Genomic DNA, 19,070 nt, shown 5'->3' with positions numbered 1-19,070 from the left:
CGCTGATTACAATTTAATCCTTAACTAATCACTCGTTTGTAAGCAGTTAAATTATTCAAATTATATTAAGAGCTTACCTATCGCTATCGAATGGATAATTGGTATACCTGATGAACTTACCTGTCCGCGTATTAATTTTAACAATATCGATATGATCTCTGTTAGATTCCCGTTCTTCTCCGAAAACATAAAAGCTTTCCTTTGGTCCAACTTCAATTCCGTAAGAAAGCACAGAATAAAGGTGCTCGTTTTTTCTTTGGTTTATAAAAATTTGCTCGGCTTCTTTTAAATTGATTTTACACTTGGTAACAAAGGCTTGATATTCTTCACCGCTAGGTGGAATTGTACGGATATGCTTTGATTTTTCTGGATTTATCCAACCACTAAATTTGTCGATTATTCCACTTGATACCTGATTGTTAATGATGCAGTTTTCTGAAAAGCGGCAATCACTTGAGCCTACATAACCAAACATTCCGTAATGTAAATAGGCATAATGGCCATAGCCGGAAACATAATATTTTAGTTGGTTTTGGGTAGTTAATATAATGGTATCCGTTTTTAAAAACTTCTTGTAAGGGAAATTTATTCTCAAATCCGAATTTTTGTTAAATGATGTTTTAACCAAAGTATCATTGCTGATTTTACCATCTCTTAAAATTTGAAACCGTAAAGTTTTAAGCTCTTTTGGGACAAATTTTATAAACGTTAAATATGGATTTTCGGTAATGTATTTTACCGTATCGCATGCTTTTGATAATTCTTCAGCATCACTCTCGGCATTCGCTTTATTGTTCTCCATCGACCACCAAAATAAACCAACAAAAACGGCCAGTATTAAGAGCAATACACCAATTACAATCAGGCATCCTTTAAAATAACGTTTCATTTTCAGCTTTAATTTTACCTATTGATTATTTAGTATATTCCATACCATTATATTTCAATTTATTGGTGCGGTGGGTAAAAGTTTTCTTCTCAACGCAATCTTCATTCACGAAGGTATTTCTGATTTTTGTGATTTTATCCTTGATAATTAAACTGTTAAAGTTTTTGAATTTACTGCGCCTATCGATGATTATTGTGGAAGTTACATCTTCGAATTCGCCAGCGCAACGCGTATCCCATTCGCCACCAAACGTTTGTGTGGTGTAATTATTAAGCACCTTTTTAAGCGTTTTATTACTTTGAACGAATAAGGAAAGATCAGTATGGTGGTGCGGGTTTGGCTGACTGCCATTTGCATAACTTGTTTGAACACCAAAAGCCCGGGTTTCATTATTTAAGGTGAAAATACCTGTGTCGATGGTAATACCTGTAAGCATAATTGCATCAGAGATCCATTCGCTTTCTTCGAAATATTTATACAAAATTTTGCCAGTTATATTATTGGCAATAATAATATATGCATCCAGTTCAAAAGAGCTGTCGTCATTTTTATCAAGCTCACTTTTTCTGTTTTTGCAAATTACGATTGCGGTTTGCGTTTTGGCATATGGCAAAACTTTTTCAACATATAATTCCTCATTAATTTCTTCTGGTTTTAGTCCCAATTGCTCCAATACCTTATTTTTCAAAGAACTATTTAAGGCATTGGTTACTTGCGGCCATGCCGTTGCCGAAATAAATATGAATGCAAGCGTAATAAATAATTTGCCCATGATTTGTTATTTTTTATATTGAAGATTTAATACAAGTAAAAAATGAAAATACTGATATCATTAGCATAAGCCATTTTTGACATTGAGCAAATTATGGTAGGTTTATCTATTGAATTATTCTCCATAAGTTTCAAAAAAGAAAAAATAAATTTATCTTCATTCTAGTGGTTAAACCGTGTTTATTCTAAATATAGACAGGAATATTCTATAAATCCTGAAGCGATTATAATTCGTAGACTTTGAATTATTATTCGCACTAGAAACGAAATTATTTATCAATGCAGTTTAACATCAGCCACCCATTGATTCGTTCAGGGCGAAAGGAATGCTAAGAGTTACAATTGTACCGCCATTTGTGGTTTTGTTTTGCGTAATTCCGGCATCCTGATTCCGCTCTTTACCTAAAAGCTGTAATCTTTCTTTACTGATGATGCCTGAAAGCGATTGATGGTTTTGTGGTTTCTTTTCGCCAGCGATTTTGCCACTATCGGCAATGGTAACCTTTAAATTTTGATTAGTAATCGTAAAATCTACATTAACAAAACCATCCTTATCATTTAAATTAATGCCATGTAAAATCGAATTTTCTACAAAAGGTTGTATTAACATCGGTGGAATCATAAGCATTTCCAGATCTTCATTAAATGGAGTTTTGATCTCAAAATTGAAAATATTGTTATAGCGCATTTGCTGTAAACTCAAATAGTTTTCAAGCGTTTCTATTTCCTGGCTTAGCGGTACTAATTTTTCTCTGCTCAACTCTAAACTACTTCTTAACAGTCTGCTAAATTGATTCAGGTATTTAATAGCCTCATCTTTTTCATCCAACCGAATAAAACTTTGCAACGCAGATAGCGTGTTAAAAATAAAATGAGGCTCCATTTGTGTTCTCAACAATTGCTGTTGCAACTGAACATTTTCTTTTTCCTGTTTTAACTTGCGTTGTTTATAAATGCTGTAAAACAAGCAAATAACAATAAGCAGGATTAAAATGATGAGGGCCGTAATAACTAATGATAGCTTATTGCGTTCTAACTTTAAGGTGTTTATTTTGATGTCTTCATTTAATCGCTCAATGGAATTGTCTTTCGCCTGGATTTGATATAGTGCTCCCATTTCGGCAACAGCCTGTGTGTTTTCGATTTCAAAATTTTCTTTTTGTAAAGCAATTACATCTTGTGCAGTTTGAAGCGCCTGGTCTTTCTCACCAATTGCAGCATAATAACTCGAACTTGCTTCTCCACCTCTAATTAAATCCTCATATTCTAAGAGATTACCACTTTGCTTAAAAATATCATTGGCTTTTTTTAGAAACAGCTTTGCCCCAGTATAATTTTTTGCCTTAACGTAATTGGCTACAATGTTGGTGTAAGTAGTGTAAATATTACCTGCTGCGGTAGGCTCCGTTGGCCTTTCTCCATAAAATTGTTCATCGATTGCTGCATTGAGTAAAGAATATTTTAAAACAGAATCTATATTATTGGCCTTATCGAAATAAAGGAGTTTGCTATCATATAAAAATCTGGGGTTAAAGTCATCGGGATAGGTAGCTTGCAGTTTTTCTAATTTCTTCAGATAGTTTTCTATATCATTCTTAGGAAAATCCGCAGTATAAATTAATGAGATCAATTGTGTTAAAACCCGTTGCTGGTTGGTAACATTTGGTGGCAATTGGGGCATTAATTTTAAAGTTGCCAAATTCATTTTTAAGGCTAGACTATACTGCTGCAAACTTTTATTACTTTGTGCGGCGGCCAATAAAATAATTGCCTTGGCCATGGGTTTCAAAGTCAAAGTAGAATCTGACAGCACAATCATAGCCGCCTTGTTATAATAATAATTGGCCTGATGTTCTAAAGGTTCTGCATTGGCCAAATTGCCCATGCCATTATACAGATTAGCTTTAATTTCCAAATAGCGATTACTGCCTTCAACAAGTTCTAAAGCTTGTTGTAAAAACATTTTAGAACTATCAGGATTTTTTCGGGCAAACATTTTACCTAAATTGTACTTCGTTTTTGTATTTAAGTCGGTGTCGGCCAATACGATTGGATCTGCGTTGAAGCGCTTCCAGGCTTGCAAAATAGAATCGGCGTTTGATGCTGTGGTTTGTTTAGCCGAAAGGGCCGTAATTGAAGTTTTGTGTTTAAGCAACTGCTCATTTTTGCTTCTAGATTGATCTTGTTTGCATGCATAAAAAACTGATGCGGCAAGGAGGCAAAAATATAGACGGCGTAATTTCATTGAATAGTAGCTAAAACGTTCATTTGACTTTAGAACATAATGTTACATTTTTTTAAAGACTTATAGGCTTACCCCTAAACATTTTTTAGCATCCGAATAAAAACCGTTGTGTTAGGTAATTGGCATAATCATTTGCAACTCTAATTTCTTCATCACTAATTAGTGTTCGAGATTTAAATACGGGTGAGTTAAGAATGAAAGACCTTAAATGAATTTTTAATTTACTTTCCAAATTTAGTAATGGCATAACCATCAAATCGGGTCAATTCCAAATCGCTTTTATTATTTGGGATATGGAAATACAGGTTCAAAAACTGTGTAGTTCTTTCGTTCTTAGATTTTGGATTTGAAGATACCGCTGATACTGAAATGATCGAATCATCTTTTTTAACCAATGTGGCAATCTTGCCGTCACCGTAAATTTTTATTTTACAGCTATCTTTTGGCAGCAACTTCCAATGATTAGAAAATAAAGCTTTGCGTTCATCTACAATCCATTCTTTTTTTGCATTTCTAAGCTGGGCAGTTTCAAACTCGGCAACTTTCATTTTTTCAATGGCATTACCTTTATCCGAAGCATTTAAATCTGTTTGTAGCTTTTCGTATTCGCTATACAACTGATTAAACAAGGCGTCATTAACGGTTAATTTTCTAGAATTTTTCCAACTATCCAAATTTGTACGAACTTCCTTCGCTTCAAAAGTAAAGGTTTTGGTAATTGAACCTTTTTTAATATCCTGTTCGGTTATATCTTTTTCAAGCAACACATAATGCACCAATACATCTTCTTTGTCATCAATTGAGGGCATGGAAACATCGCCGCTGTAATAAACAGCCAAAAAGAGGATGGGTTTATCGCTTTCAGTAGGTTTAAAATTCTTTAAATCTATCGTAACTGTAGCCGTTTGGCGCCCTTTTTTTTGTAGCCCGAGATCTGCAATGTAGTAGATTTCGTGCCCGAAATAAGCCAAACCCCTTCCAATCGGATAATCATTAATGGTAACTTCTGCAGGGTATAAGGTTGTTAATGCCGCCTGGTACATCTCTTTATCCTGATCGTACTTCAAATTTTCGAGCAACTCAACATGATCGGTAACTTGCGATTTACAAGATTGTAAGCTTATAAGCAATACAATTGCGATGGTGAAAATCTTCGTCATTTTATTCTGTTAAACTGTAATGTGTAAACATCATTAGCCAATATCGTTTTCAGAACATCTTCTGGCCCTGTGTAGATATTAACATCATTGGCTTGAAAAACAAAGCTTTTTTTTCCAGAAATTTTGGTTATTCGTTCTTTTTCGTTTTTACTCAAGCCTAAGAAAAAAACAGATTTTAACCCCTTTGGATACATGTAGCCATTATCTGTCGCTTCTCTATTCTCAGAAAATTGAACATTTTTAATCAACTTTTCAAATTTCTCGTCCTTATATTCATCAGCCAAAAGTAGATCGTGGTGTTTGCTTACAAATGCTCTTGGAAAACTCCAAACCATTATCGGGCTTACGATTATCTTACTAAAAAACTTACTCAAGAAAAATCTACTGCTTAAATCAGGGTTAAATAAAAAGAGTTTTGAGAATGAAATATTCTCATATAAATAAGCCTGTAAGCCAGCCATGCCACCACTCCCGTTAGCTACAATTCTAACTTCCTCCATGTGTTGTCCTTCAGCATTCAAAGCCTCTTTTACAGCTATCCCAGAAGCATAATCGGCAATATTTCCAAATTCTTTTTCTTCTTGCTTGAAAAGAGAATTCATTTGCTCAGGCTTTTTGAAAGTTGTATTCCCAAAACCAATTCTATCAATAGCGATGATGTGAAACTTATTCGCCAGCGTTTTATTTTTAAAATAATTTAGAAAACAAGCTGCGTTTTTATCGCTGTTATGTAGCAATACCAAATACGGTTTTTTCTTTCCAAATTGATCGCCTTCTTCGGTATAATTTTTTTTATTGCTAATGTATTTAATGTTATAGCCTCTAATGTTAATTGAATCAATAAGTGGCGCATTCATTTTCAATGCAGCGAACTCTTTATCCATTTTATCTTGTGTATAAACCTTACTGAAAAAATAAAATTTACACCAAATAAAAATGTACCAAATGAGTATGGTAGCAATGGCAATATATATAGCTTTTGTTCTTTTCAATGGTATAGCGAGGATGTAAGGTTTAAATAAAAATTTTCAGCCCTAACCAATAAATGGAACTATGGTGTTAAATGGTTGGTTGGTAACACTGCCATAAAGCGATAACAAGAACAGAAGCCCAATTATTAATAAGAAAATTGGTTTATATCTAAATTCTGTGCCTTTCTTAACCGTATGGCGGTAGTAAAAGTAAGTTGCCGTTAGGTAAATTGTTGTAAATGCCAACATCATGTAAGTAATTGTCATTTTGAAAATATTTAGGTTTAAATTAAACTTAAAGGGCATGTTCAAAATATTTGAAAGCCTTTTGTTATACTATATTAATCATTATCAAAGAATTGATTATTACCCAATTGACAACCGTTGGATATGGTTTATAATTCGCTGAATTTCATCTATAATTCGTTTTTACAATAATGAAATAAGTTTGTTAAAGATGCTTGTATCTGCTATTTTAGCAGTAGAAGATTTAAATATTCCAGTATTTAAGAATAATAACCCATCCTTAACATGAGTGAAAACAAATTTGCCGAAATGAGTAACGATCAGTTGCAAAAAAATGAAAAATTAGCTAAAGCTGCTACTTACACGCTTATTGTAATGTTGATGCTTTTATTTGGGCTAAGTATGTTTTTAACCTTTAAAAAAGGATTTACGCCCTTAACTGTTATTCCAATTGCACTTTTGCCAATAGTAATTTTAAACCTGGGCAATATCAAAAAAATGAAACAAGAACTTAAATCACGAAATTTATAACACTTTTACAGTTCTGCAACGGTTGCTGAATCGGGTTCATCTGCTTCTTCTTCACCTTCATCTGTTTCCTCGTTTGCGCTTTTTATATCTTCATTTGTATATTGATAGTATTGATCAAAGGTTTTGGTTTGGCGATTATAAATCAATACATATTTAGAATTTTTTGTTTGCTTAATAATCCCATCACTAGGTGCAGGTGTTAATTCCATCTTATCCATAAAAATGAGTGCACCTTTTTTAAAGCTTTTTATGGTTGGTAATTCGCCACTCAATTCTTTCCAGTATAATATATTGCCTTTTTGAGGGATAATATAAATGGCGCTACTGGCATAATCCGATTTTTCGAGCAAAAAGGCCATTTCTTTTTCACCCTGACCTGTAAAATCTCCGTAAGCAATTACACGATAAGCCCGATCTTTGATCTTGGTAAAAAAGTATAAATCGTTATTATCCTTACTGAAGTAATTATTATCCATAAAAATTTTAACAATAGCCCTTTGAAAGGCGATTGGTATATCATTATATTGTGGAATAGTAAACGTTGCTCCTTTCCAGGTGGCAAAATCCTCGGGGCTTGCCCAACCATCAACAAAAACACTATCAGCAGGATAGCTGGTACTATCGCCGCTATTATAATAGTCCTGGCGCATTTTGTAGCCACCATATAAATAAGCAAAACCTGTGGCTCCTGCTATAACTATAATGGCTACAATTATCCAAATAACGGTTTTAGCTCTGTTTTTACGTTTTGGTTGAGGAATAATTTCTGTATTTTGGACTGGTTCGATATTGAAATTAGAATTTTCCATGGTACAAAGATTTTAAAATAAAAATGCGTTTATTCAGTTTCTTCCCGACTAATATCATATTGGTCCGTTGGATCATCTAAGTATTTTTTATCGGTAGAGTTTAACAGAAAAACATCTTTAAAGGTTGATTTTTTATCTAGTTGTAAATCTTTCAAGCTTCTGTATTTGCCATCGTACATTACTTTATCGCCGAACTCGTAAACATGGGCATTATACACCTGCTCTTTTTTATCGTTAGCAATAATAAGTAAATCGAAGCGGAGGTATTCTCCTGATTTTGCATCGCTATCACTACTAAAAGTGGCGCTAAATCCTTTTGAAGTTTCCAGTTGAATGGTACGATCTTTTAAAACCCATTCATAAGAGCATTGGTTAAACTCATGAGAAATGAAAATTGAATATTTTGGATCACCGTATTTTTCTTTCATTTTAGCAAGGAAAGCTTTTTTCGCTTTTAGATCATAAATTTCACCTTCCGCATAAAAGGCTACAGCTTTTTTGTTTTTATCGGTTAATATATTCAAGTTGCTAAAATATGTACCATTGAATTTGGCCAAACTATCTGATGTATGACTTTGATATAAATAACCGAAATCCTTTTGTGGTACATTAATTTTTAAAGCACCCAGCATCGAATTGCTGATTTTATACTTTAGCAGCGTGTCTGTAAGTTTTCCATTTTCAGTACTATCATATCTCATGCCATCGCTTAATAAAACGTTGTTGCCGTAAAGCTTAGGGATATTTTCAGCAAAGGTTACTTTTTCGAGATCGAAGCCTCCTTTGGCCTGGAGCGTTTCTGGTTGTTTGTCTTTCGTATTGCAAGAAACGAGGGCAATTAGCGAAATAACGCAGATATAATTTATGGTTTTCATAGGGCTTTGTTTGTATAGATTATAAATCCGGTACTATTGGATTGATTGTTCATCACTATCTTTTTCGCAATACAACATGGTTTTTGTAGCACCACTTGATTTTGTGGAAACACTTTTTGCCGGCGCTTCAAAAACATAGTCGATCTTCACTTCATTCACCATGGCAGTTTTACCGGGAAAAATAACCAAATCTCTTTGACCGTCTTCTTTTTTATCGCTTCCATAGTATAGATATTCCAAACCGAGCGTTTGTTTAGAATGATTGAAAATGTGATTTTTTCTTCCGTAGCTTATCGATATTCCTTCTCTTTTTGCTGGAAACAACATCACCTCTTTTATAAATTGGTTACAATCTGTAACAGTTATAAGTGTTGGTGTATACCAATTGATTGGTAAAATCAGTAGGATCAGCAAAAACATCCAATCATCTTTTTTACCTTGCTTTTTTACAAGCTTTGAATACAGTGGTTTTAAACTAATTAATACAACAATTGCAATGAGGATGATGGCGTACGTTTGTGATGATACAATCATATAAATCAGTTTTATTTATTTAAAAATAACATCACTTAAGCTAAAACGATTGCCCATTTTATTATTCGTTTAAACCCGATTTTTATTTGTTGGATATGAATTATTATTTGTACAAAAAATCCTCGCCTATTGTGTAAGCGAGGATTATATTTTGAGGTTAGATTGTAAAAATTAACAAATTAGCCTGCATATTCAATCATCCATTCAATACCGAATTTATCTCTGAACATTCCAAAATATGAACCCCACGGACTATTGTCGATTGGCATTTCGACCGAACCACCAGCTGAAAGGGCAGTAAATAATTTGTCAGCCTCATCTTTACTTTCTGCACTAACAGATATTTTCGACCGGTTCTCATTTTCATCTACTTTGCCCATAAATTCGGGGATGTCGTTGCCCATTAATGTATTAGCGCCAATGGGTAAAGCAATGTGCATGATGTTATTGACTTCATTTTCTGCTAATGGTAATTCGCTGTTTTGCATATCTTTAAAGCGTACAACATTTGAGAATTCGCCGCCAAATGCTGCTTTGTAAAAATTGAATGCTTCTTCGGCATTGCCGTTAAAGTTAATGTGCGGATTAATAAGTGCCATAATTATTTGTTTTGGTGTGGTTTATGAGGTTGATAATTGATAAGCATATCACTATTTTAAAGATTCTATAAAATTTATTAGTTCTGGATAGAATGAAGTTATGTTTTTATACTTGTTTCTATTTTGGATATAGTTGTCAAAATATGAGTTTAACTGCTCGAAATATTTAAAATGTTTCGATTGATTTTCCACTTCCTTTAACTCTCGCTCTTTTCCATATTTTTTACCTAAAATTTTTGAAACGCAAACCCTCACAATCAGCTCATCCAATTCATTTTCCCATCTATTTTCATTTAACTTTTCATTTTTAGAAGTCATTAAAAACAGGTCTTTCTTTTTGGCTAACCTTTCTTTATATTTAGGTATAAAATCATTTACAAATAGATGAGATATTTCGTGTATTACCACATTTGATAAGGGTACAAACTTCACTTCAGTATCATTGGTTTGAGTTATATTTTCATCCTGCAAATACGCCAACTTAAAAATCTTTTTACCCTTAAATTTATCGTCTTTGATTTCTATGGCATTATTGCCTAAATTATTTAATACGTCTGCAAATATTAGTATCTCCCCATCAGAAGGCTTATTGTAAAACAGTTTAACATCGTTCAAAATATTACTTTCCACAATTGATTTCTTAGCAAATGCTGTGATTCTATCATATTCATTTTTGTGGCTTGTTATAAAACTTTCCACATCACATGCTTTATAAAATTCATTAAACTTGCTTAAAAAAGTTGTCATGTCTACACTCCGTAGCTGACTGTCAGAATAGGGTATTGCTAATGAAAACGGATATTTATCTGTTAAAAATAAGCCAATGATGGATAAGTCGTAACTATCCCATGAAGATAAATTTCTGTACCAATTTAGTGTATTGTGATTTTTGTATTTCTCGAAATGATTGTTGAAATCTCGATAATATGTGGAAGGAGTTGGTTTTCTATCTAAGGTATCTCTGGTAGCCAGCGTGTAAAAAATGGTGATGGCTTCTATTCTCTCATCAATTTTTACGTTAATATTTTTTTGAGAAAAGCATGGATAAAAATGTACTAGAAATACAATGGAGAAAAAAAATTTTTTCATTATTTGGGATGAATTACTTGGGGTTATTAATACAGTATAGCCTGACTGTACAGTTTTAGCAAATCAATATACGCATCATTTTTTTTGTTCGAGAAGAGTTTTTATGCATATTTTATTAATGGTGAGGATTGGTAATAACACAGGTTTGGTAGAGATAGCTTTAAAACCTTACTATTTATGGTTGGAATCTACGCTTATATCCATTAAATTTTCGCCTGATACAGTCATTTTAAAAGCATACAATATGATGCCCTGATTGCCAGTGCTCATGGCATACATCCAAGTATCATCACCACGGACAAAAGTAGTGGCATAAGGCTCTTTAACAATCTGTTCTGTAGTGTTAGATGTAAGGGTGCCTTCGGTTTCGGGTGCATTATAAATTAATTTTTTAAATATGGTGGTGTTTCCTAAATGGTTAAAATCTTCGATATAGGTTTTAACATATTCCCGCATATCATCACTTGGCTTTTTTGTGTTTTTATTGCGCAAAGCTGAAAAATTAATCCGTTCATGCTCAAAGGTATAACGAGCAGGAAAAATATCCAGTTCAGGATTTTGGCTCGAAAGAAAAATGGCGATTCCCAAGTTGTCTTTCTCCAGATAAGCTGGTTTTAATTTCTTTGCTTTTTCAAAGGCAGTTACCAGTTTTTTCAAAATAGGATAATTCGGATTTTCTGAAGAATAGCTCTTAAGGGCCGCTTTTACATTTTTTTTGAATATCAGCATAACTTGTTTGTGCATTTGCAATAGTTATGCTGAATAAGAAGAAAATTAGAAACCGTATTTTTCTCATTTATTAATTATTTGATATCAAAAGCGAGATGAGGAAATTTGTCAAAGGATTTGATGAGGAGGCATAAAATACAGTAAATGCTGGATACAGATACTGAAATTTTACACCGCCTATGCCATCAAATAAGAGGCGTTACATTTCTAAAATCAAAACAACTGTTAATTAGAACCAAAAACTATAAATTATGCTTTCGCAATTTTACTCCCCATAGGTTAAGGATGTTTTTGTTTAACGACACTAAACTAACTAAAGCGTTTAAGCAATTTCTGACCAATTATTATTCGTTAGCATTTAACAATTATTTGTGGCAACTAAACAATTATCTGATTCTTTGATCTCCTTAATAATAAAAAAACTGCTTGGAATTGGGGATTTTGATTTCAGTTTTACCCGGTGTAAATCCATCCATTTTTGGGATAGATTTAAAAGGATATTTAAAAGATTTTTCGGAAGCAGGATACAATTGAACAGAATCTTCACAATCTTCGTTATCGTAACTTACATGCACCTGTTTGGTTGAAAAATTAATGTCGTAAGTATGATGGTAGCCGCAATTATAGTCGTCGTTATAAGTAGATCCAATTAGAAACCAATCATTATTTTGGTAGCGATAAATGTTTTTGTGGATACTGGTGTGTCTTGTATTGTGCCAAAAGGTTTGCTCAATAATCATGGTATTATTCTTTATTTTTATTGATAAATTAATACCATTATCAGTGCAAAAACCACAATCATCACTATTCCACAATACTGAGGTATTTTGTTTCCAAAGTTTTAAACTACCATTAATTACTTTGCAGATATATAGTTCTCTGGTATAACCTAACCGATCTACCTGCTTTCCGGTATTGTAGGCCATTACAATTTCATCAACCCCATCTTTGTCAAGGTCGCCTTTTGCTTCAAAAACCTTTCTTTTGCCAGCAGGTTCAACAAAATTTTGCAGCACTTGTGCACTGGTTTCAAACGAAAGGAAAATAATAAACAATAGTAAATATCTCATATTTCGTTTTTTACTGGTTGCAATTCTTCAACATGGTTTCATCAATTTCGAAGCCCATTTTTTTTGCTGTAAGTATATCAATACAAAAATCCTGCTGACTTAATATTTGTTTTATTGATCCTCGAACATAATACGCAAAAGCGAAGTTTTTATCTAGTTCAATTGCCTTATTGCAATCTGCTAAAGCAGAAAGTAAACTGCTCTCAGATTTTTTTATAGCTGATTTATTGTTTACTACCCAATTGATGGCGGCAGGTTGATTGGCTATTTCCGTATTTATGTGATAGGTGGTTTTCTTAATATTTTCGGTGAGGCTAACTCGAGCTACCGCTCTGTTTACATAAGCAGGCGCATATTCATTTTTTAGTTGAATACTTTTATTAAAATCGCTTAGCGCCAGGTTATATTTTTCTGTAGCTAAGTAAATATTTCCACGGCGATTAAAATAAGTTTCTTTCCCAAACGAGTTGATGTCTGGCGCTAGGGCAATTGCCGTATTTATTGTTTCAAGTGCTATTTCGAAGTGCTCACCATTTGCGTAGCAATCAGACAGTCCTAAATAAATTGAAGCCAGGGAAGAATTGTAATAGCCATTAATTTCTGCAGTTGTTGCCGCTGTAAAACGTGGATTCGATTTAATTTCACTAAGTAAATTTTCCTTATTTTCTAATGATGCTTTGTAGTTTTCTGCTGCACTTTTATAGTCTGTTAAAGCCAGATAAGCATTACCTTTAAATGAGAACATCGTTGCGTTTTTTGGAAATTTTTGCAAACCTTTAGCATATTGCAATAAAGCTTTATCGTATTGTTTTAAGTTATAATGCGCAATACCTCTTTGGTAATAGTAGCTTGGTTTTGCTTCATCGCAGAAATCGGCGACCGATTCATCAATGGTTTTTAGTAACTCGGCATCATTTATTTTTTGATTAATTAATATCTGCTTTGCTATGGAGTAATCTCTGCAGGAAGCATCTAAATTTTCGAGCTCATAATATACTTTAGCACGATTGATATAAGCAGGATAAGTTTTAGGATTTAGTTTTATTGATTGTGAATAATCGGATAGAGCCTTATCAAATTGACCTAAATTTGCATAAATTGCTGCTCTTCCATCGTAAAAATAAGCCTGTTTATTGTTCAAAAGAATCGCTTTGTTGATGTCGTTTAAAGCATCCTCAGTTTTATTTTGACTATTATAAACACCTCCTCTGTAATAATAGGCATCGTAGGCCTCGGGCGATAAGCTTATGGCTTTATTGAAATCTGTTAGCGCTAAACTATGATAACTATTGTTGGCATTATAAGCTCCACGTTCGGTGTAATATTCGGCGTTATTTGGTGCCAATTGAATGGCCCTATTATGATCGGCCAATGCACCAAATTGATCACCAAATTGTGCTTTAATTTTTGCTCTTGTAGAAAACAACAAAGCATCTTTGGCATCAATTGAAATGGCTTTGTTTATTGACACCAAAGCTTCATTTCCTTCATTTTTTGTTGCCTGTATGCGACCAATATTTAAATAACACCGGGCACATTTCGGGTTAATCGATAATGCTGTTCGATAAAACTTTTCACCTTCTACCAGGTTATTATTTTGAAGATGATAAAAGCCCAATAACCGCAAAAGCGATTCGTTTTTAGGTGTTTTTTTTAATTCTTTTTCAAGATATGGAATTATTTTTTCAGGCTGACCAATTTTTATTAATGAATCTGCATTTTTTTCAAAAACGGTTTTATTTTGTGCAACAGCCGAATTCGCAACAATTAGAGCTATAAAAATTAAGGGAATAATTAATTTAAATCTCATGAGATACAGGTTGAATTAAGTAACATTCAGATACTTAAACTTTTTGATGAGCCTTAATATACTCCATAATCTTGTACCTGTTTTGACACTTTATTATTCGTAAGCGAAAAAACTGTATTGTAAGGATTTGTTTATTATTCGTCGGGCTTAAATCACTATTTTGAGCATCATTTATTTAATGCCAATCCACCAGGGTTTAAATGTTTGGTTGATATTTTTAAGGAAAACAAATTCACCAATCATTGGAGTTACCAACGGGATTTTCGTGGTTTTATTTAATTCTGTTATTTTAACTAATGGTTCATCCCATGGGTGGTTGGCGAGAACAAACTTTGATGAATGTACAGGAAAAAGTCGTTTGGCATTTAGGTCCTTCGCAGCTTTTAAAACTTCTGCAGGCTGTAAATGAATATATTTCCATTTGAGATCATACTGTCCATCTTCCAAGATGGCCAAATCTATTGGTCCGAATTTCTTTCCAATTTTTGCAAAATGCGTATCGTAACCACTGTCTCCACCAATGTAAATTTTCATGCTAGGGCTCTTAAAAACGTACGACATCCACAAAGTGTTGTTGCGGGTAAAACCTCTCCCCGAAAAATGCCTTGTAGGTGTGGTATGGATAAAAAAACCACCACCTAAGTCGATGGTTTCATCCCAATCTTTTTCATAAATATCTTTTACGTTGTAGCCCCACTCTTCAAAATCAGCCCCAACACCCAGGCCACAAAAAACTTTTTTTGTTTTCGGGCGAAGCTTTATTAAGGTTTCATAATCTACATGATCATAGTGATCGTGCGAAATAATAAGGTAATCGATATTTGGCAAGTCTTCCACACTATATCTGTCTGTTCCTTTGAAGGCAGTAACGGTTCCGGGTACTGGCGATGCATTTCCACTAAAAACGGGATCAACTAGAATGCGTTTTCCATCCAATTGAATAAAGTAGGAAGAATGACCAAACCATACTAAAATGTTCGAATCAATAGGCAAATGTAATAAGTCTACCTTTTTTGATGGGATACTATCAATAGGGCTTACCCGAGGATGATCGCCAAAGAGTTTATCGTAAATAACACCAATTGTGCTATAGCCTTCGGTAAGTTCAGGTGTTTGATTGAGATTGTGAAATACGCCATCTTTAAAATGCGGCGATTTTTTCATGCGTTCCAGTCTCGCACCATCGGAAGCCTTACCGAATAGCGGCTTTTTCATGTATAAATAAGTAGCAACCGTGAGTATCAAAATCAATGAAACTAAAACGATGAGCATCCATTTTAAGGTTTTTAATATCTTTTGCTTCATGATTTTATGGATAGGCTATTTCTATTAATCGATATGGTTGATGTGTTGTAAAATATAATCCTTTCTTCGGCCCGAAACAGGTATTTCAGTCTTGTCTTTCAATACAATTGTTCCAGATTTTAGAAATTTATCTACATATAAAACATTTACCAAATAAGATTGATGTGGACGGAGAAACCACTTTTCTGGTAACAGTTCATCATAAAACTTAAGTGGTTTTGATATCATAATCCTTCGCCCTTCAGTTAGGAAAAAATTGGTATAACCACCTTCACTTTGGCAGTAAATAATTTCTCGGAGTTGCAAAACCTGCAAAAATTCTAAAGTATGCAGTACAATTCGGCTTTCCAAGTTGCTTTCACCATGGCCTGATTGTGATTTTAGGATGGATATTTGCTGTTTTTGCTGAGTGATGTTATTTTCATCATTTGTAACAATTTTTGCTAACGCAGATTTAAATTCCGCATCATCTAAAGGTTTTAAGAGGTAATCAAGAGCGCCGAATTTAATCGCTTTAACTGCAAAATGATTGTATGCGGTGATAAAAATAATACGGAATGGAATTTCTACCAATTGATCCAGTATATCGAAAGCTGTGCCATCCGTTAGCTGAATATCCATCAAAATTAATTCTGGATTTGTGGCTTTGATCAGCACTAAACTTTCGGCTACGCTTGTTGCGTAGCCAATTAAATTAAACTGATTTTCTTGTTGTAATAGCCATTCAATTTCTTTGCGGATGGCGGGTTCGTCTTCAATTATGAGCGTTCTAATCATTCGGGGCGTTTAATCTTCTAAAAATCGGTAAAAATCATTAATATACGTCTTTTGTCCTTCACTAAATATATTAACACAATTGAAATTTATAATCAAACCTTGAGGCACCTCTAATAATTTTCATGTAAGTTAATATTTGTGCTTCGAATATAGGTTCGATTGTGTTTGATGCTTTTATTTCAACCGCCAAGCAATTTTCAATTAATAAATCACATCTTAAATTGGTGGCAACTTCGATTCCTTTATACCGTACAGGCATGGAAATCTCTGTTAGGAAGTTTATGTTTCGAAGGATCAGCTCATGTTTGATGCATTCATGATAAACACTTTCAAATAGACTAGGGCCAAGTGATATGGATTTCTATTGCGGCACCAATTACATTGTAAGTAATTTTTTTGAGATGCGTTTCGTTGTCATTTCTGTTTAACTTTTTATTAATATTATTTTTGAACCATATAGATTCTGTGTTTAAATCCAAATTTTTTCTTATTTTTATCTTTCAAGGCAGCTTAAGCTAGCTTCATTAGGGCAGTTTACTTTATTGTAGCTGCTCTAACTATTATTTCCTTGTTTATAATATTTTTCTCGTAATTCTTATTATATGGTTTTGTGCTTACTTCAATGGTGATGGTCAAAGCATTTACACCATACACAGCACTCCCATATGTTTTTACAAGCATTAATTTAATCGCGAAATTGAAACGGGATGTTATATTATTCGGGGATGAATAAATTGAGAATAACTAAGATAGCATTTAACTGCAAAGACACAAAGAATACAAAGATTAAGTTATAATTTTTATCCTAAACCAATTTTGTGTCTAAACCCGATTGTATGAATCCCGATTTTCATCGGGAGTAGGTAAGGCAGGACAGCAAACCGCTCATTTCCAAAGTCATAAAAAAATCCCAACCATTTCTGATTGGGATTTATGTATTAAAGCTTCGCTATTTTAACTTTCAACTTTCAAAATCCTATCTTCTGCCCATTGGCATTTTCGGCATACCTTTCATCATAGCTGCTGCCGCAGCTGGATTTGAAAACTGCTTCATCATTTTACGCATATCCTCAAATTGTTTAATCAGCTTGGTAACCTCTTCTACTTTGCTACCAGAACCTTTTGCAATTCTTAATCGTCTACTTTGTTGAATTGCATCTGGATTTTCCTTTTCAAACGGCGTCATCGAATTAATAATGGCTTCGATAGGTTTAAAAGCATCATCCTGAATATCCACGTTTTTCATCATCTTGCCCACACCTGGAATCATGCCCATCAAATCCTTCATGTTACCCATCTTCTTAATTTGCTGAATCTGGCTATAGAAATCGTTGAAATCAAATTTATTCTTGCGGATTTTCTTCTGTAATTCTGCAGCTTCCTTCTCATCAAACTGCATTTGAGCCCGTTCAACAAGTGAAACCACATCACCCATACCTAAGATACGCGATGCCATACGGTCCGGATAGAAAACATCCAGTGCTTCCATTTTCTCGCCAGTACCAATAAATTTAATCGGTTTGTTCACTACCGATTTAATCGAAAGCGCAGCACCACCACGGGTATCACCATCTAATTTGGTTAAAACAACACCCGTAAAATCAAGACGATCATTAAATACTTTTGCTGTATTCACCGCATCCTGACCGGTCATCGAATCCACCACGAATAAAATTTCGTGTGGCTGTGTTTGGGCTTTAACTTCCGATATCTCGTTCATTAACGATTCATCAATCGCTAAACGACCAGCGGTATCGATAATAATGACGTTATTTCCGTTTTGTTTACCATGTGCAATACCTTCCAGAGCAATGCCAACCGGATCATTCGATTCGCGGTTCGCATAAACCGATACACCAACCGAAGTTCCTAAAACTTCCAGCTGATCTACCGCCGCAGGGCGATACATATCGCCAGCCACCAACAAAGGTTTTTTACCCTTACCTTTCAAGTGTAGAGCCAATTTGCCGGCGAAAGTAGTTTTACCTGCACCATTCAAACCTGCAATTAAAATAATGGTTGGGTTAGCTTTGGTGTCCAATTCCGTAACCTCACCACCCATTAAGGCGGCAAGCTCATCGTTCATGATTTTAGTAAGCAACTGGCCCGGAGAAACCGCAGTTAATACGTTTTGCCCCAATGCTTTTTGCCTTACCTCATCCGTAAAAGTTTTGGCTGTTTTATAGTTAACGTCAGCATCCAGTAATGCTTTACGAATCTCTTTCATGGTCTCTGCCACGTTAATTTCCGTAATGCTGCCTTGTCCTTTTAATACTTTAAATGCTCTGTCTAGCTTGTCCTGTAAATTATCAAACATGTTTTCTTAAGCTATAAGCTAATTACCCGTGGTAAAAGCCAATGTTTTTAATAAAAGGCAAATGTATCAAATTTTGATTGTAAATCGCTGCACCTCAAAGTCAAAAATCTTTTTTTGAAAATGGAGGTGCAGTTGCATTTGGCAGCCTTCAGCCCCGCCATACACTTCAATCTTTTTGTTTTAAACCTCGCAGGTTTTAAAAACCTGCGAGGTTTGCAAAAAGTATCCATGTATTAATAAGAGCCTTAGTTCGAGAAGTAGTCAAACTTGCTACAATAAAAAGATAATTTTATACTCAAAACTAAGGCTTATGTCAAATATACGTGAAATTGTAGATTTTTCA

Annotated in this window: 19 protein-coding genes; 1 reads left to right on the top strand and 18 read right to left on the bottom strand. The window is 34.1% G+C overall.

Annotation, left to right across the window (positions count from 1 at the left end; all coding sequences use genetic code 11):
- Positions 1 to 73 precede the first annotated feature (73 nt).
- From LUA91_RS13610 to LUA91_RS13585, 6 genes are all read right to left on the bottom strand, one after another.
- Complete coding sequence (locus LUA91_RS13610; protein ID WP_231426599.1) at positions 74 to 889, bottom strand: hypothetical protein; 816 nt, start codon at positions 887 to 889, stop codon at positions 74 to 76.
- Between the two features lie 25 nt (positions 890 to 914).
- A complete protein-coding gene (locus LUA91_RS13605) occupies positions 915 to 1,661 on the bottom strand; it encodes a hypothetical protein (RefSeq protein WP_231426598.1) in 747 nt (248 codons plus the stop codon).
- A gap of 291 nt (positions 1,662 to 1,952) precedes the next feature.
- Complete coding sequence (locus LUA91_RS13600; protein ID WP_231426597.1) at positions 1,953 to 3,905, bottom strand: sensor histidine kinase; 1,953 nt, start codon at positions 3,903 to 3,905, stop codon at positions 1,953 to 1,955.
- A 221-nt stretch (positions 3,906 to 4,126) separates the two neighbouring features.
- Complete coding sequence (locus LUA91_RS13595) at positions 4,127 to 5,065, bottom strand: hypothetical protein (protein WP_231426596.1); 939 nt, start codon at positions 5,063 to 5,065, stop codon at positions 4,127 to 4,129.
- Entirely contained in the window at positions 5,062 to 5,949 is an 888-nt protein-coding gene (locus LUA91_RS13590) for a hypothetical protein (RefSeq protein ID WP_231426595.1), read from the bottom strand. Before LUA91_RS13590 ends, LUA91_RS13595 begins: the two co-directional genes overlap by 4 nt.
- Positions 5,950 to 6,099: 150 nt before the next feature.
- On the bottom strand, positions 6,100 to 6,303 hold the full coding sequence (locus LUA91_RS13585) for a hypothetical protein (RefSeq protein WP_231426594.1): 204 nt from the start codon (positions 6,301 to 6,303) through the stop codon (positions 6,100 to 6,102).
- Between the two features lie 264 nt (positions 6,304 to 6,567).
- On the opposite strand from LUA91_RS13585, the gene LUA91_RS13580 reads away from it, so the two are divergent.
- Positions 6,568 to 6,813, top strand: coding sequence for a redox-active disulfide protein 2 (locus LUA91_RS13580; RefSeq protein WP_231426593.1), 246 nt, complete (start codon positions 6,568 to 6,570; stop codon positions 6,811 to 6,813).
- 5 nt (positions 6,814 to 6,818) lie between these two features.
- On the opposite strand, the gene LUA91_RS13575 is transcribed toward LUA91_RS13580, so the two are convergent.
- The 12 genes from LUA91_RS13575 to ffh form a co-directional block, all read right to left on the bottom strand.
- A complete protein-coding gene (locus LUA91_RS13575) occupies positions 6,819 to 7,622 on the bottom strand; it encodes a hypothetical protein (RefSeq protein ID WP_231426592.1) in 804 nt (267 codons plus the stop codon).
- Between the two features lie 29 nt (positions 7,623 to 7,651).
- Positions 7,652 to 8,497, bottom strand: a complete 846-nt coding sequence (locus LUA91_RS13570) for a hypothetical protein (RefSeq protein WP_231426591.1) — start codon at positions 8,495 to 8,497, stop codon at positions 7,652 to 7,654.
- 33 nt (positions 8,498 to 8,530) lie between these two features.
- Positions 8,531 to 9,031, bottom strand: a complete 501-nt coding sequence (locus tag LUA91_RS13565) for a hypothetical protein (protein WP_231426590.1) — start codon at positions 9,029 to 9,031, stop codon at positions 8,531 to 8,533.
- 179 nt (positions 9,032 to 9,210) lie between these two features.
- A complete protein-coding gene (locus LUA91_RS13560) occupies positions 9,211 to 9,630 on the bottom strand; it encodes a VOC family protein (RefSeq protein WP_231426589.1) in 420 nt (139 codons plus the stop codon).
- Between the two features lie 51 nt (positions 9,631 to 9,681).
- Positions 9,682 to 10,719, bottom strand: coding sequence for a DUF4932 domain-containing protein (locus LUA91_RS13555; RefSeq protein ID WP_231426588.1), 1,038 nt, complete (start codon positions 10,717 to 10,719; stop codon positions 9,682 to 9,684).
- Positions 10,720 to 10,890: 171 nt separating this feature from the next.
- Positions 10,891 to 11,463: a hypothetical protein gene (locus LUA91_RS13550; RefSeq protein WP_231426587.1), complete on the bottom strand. Its 573-nt coding sequence runs from the start codon at positions 11,461 to 11,463 to the stop codon at positions 10,891 to 10,893.
- 392 nt (positions 11,464 to 11,855) lie between these two features.
- Positions 11,856 to 12,518: a hypothetical protein gene (locus LUA91_RS13545; RefSeq protein WP_231426586.1), complete on the bottom strand. Its 663-nt coding sequence runs from the start codon at positions 12,516 to 12,518 to the stop codon at positions 11,856 to 11,858.
- A gap of 10 nt (positions 12,519 to 12,528) precedes the next feature.
- Positions 12,529 to 14,328: a tetratricopeptide repeat protein gene (locus tag LUA91_RS13540; protein ID WP_231426585.1), complete on the bottom strand. Its 1,800-nt coding sequence runs from the start codon at positions 14,326 to 14,328 to the stop codon at positions 12,529 to 12,531.
- 171 nt (positions 14,329 to 14,499) lie between these two features.
- On the bottom strand, positions 14,500 to 15,633 hold the full coding sequence (locus LUA91_RS13535) for an MBL fold metallo-hydrolase (protein ID WP_231426584.1): 1,134 nt from the start codon (positions 15,631 to 15,633) through the stop codon (positions 14,500 to 14,502).
- Between the two features lie 24 nt (positions 15,634 to 15,657).
- Entirely contained in the window at positions 15,658 to 16,410 is a 753-nt protein-coding gene (locus LUA91_RS13530; protein WP_231426583.1) for a LytTR family DNA-binding domain-containing protein, read from the bottom strand.
- A gap of 70 nt (positions 16,411 to 16,480) precedes the next feature.
- The gene (locus LUA91_RS13525) at positions 16,481 to 16,705 is read right to left on the bottom strand and encodes a GxxExxY protein (RefSeq protein ID WP_231426682.1); all 225 of its coding nucleotides are present in this window, start codon (positions 16,703 to 16,705) and stop codon (positions 16,481 to 16,483) included.
- A 681-nt stretch (positions 16,706 to 17,386) separates the two neighbouring features.
- Positions 17,387 to 18,727, bottom strand: a complete 1,341-nt coding sequence (ffh, locus tag LUA91_RS13520; protein ID WP_231426582.1) for a signal recognition particle protein — start codon at positions 18,725 to 18,727, stop codon at positions 17,387 to 17,389.
- Between the last annotated feature and the right edge of the window lie 343 nt (positions 18,728 to 19,070).

Source organism: Pedobacter sp. Leaf250, from assembly GCF_920984735.1.
Lineage (GTDB): Bacteria > Bacteroidota > Bacteroidia > Sphingobacteriales > Sphingobacteriaceae > Pedobacter.
This window is presented reverse-complemented; position numbering and strand designations above follow the sequence as displayed.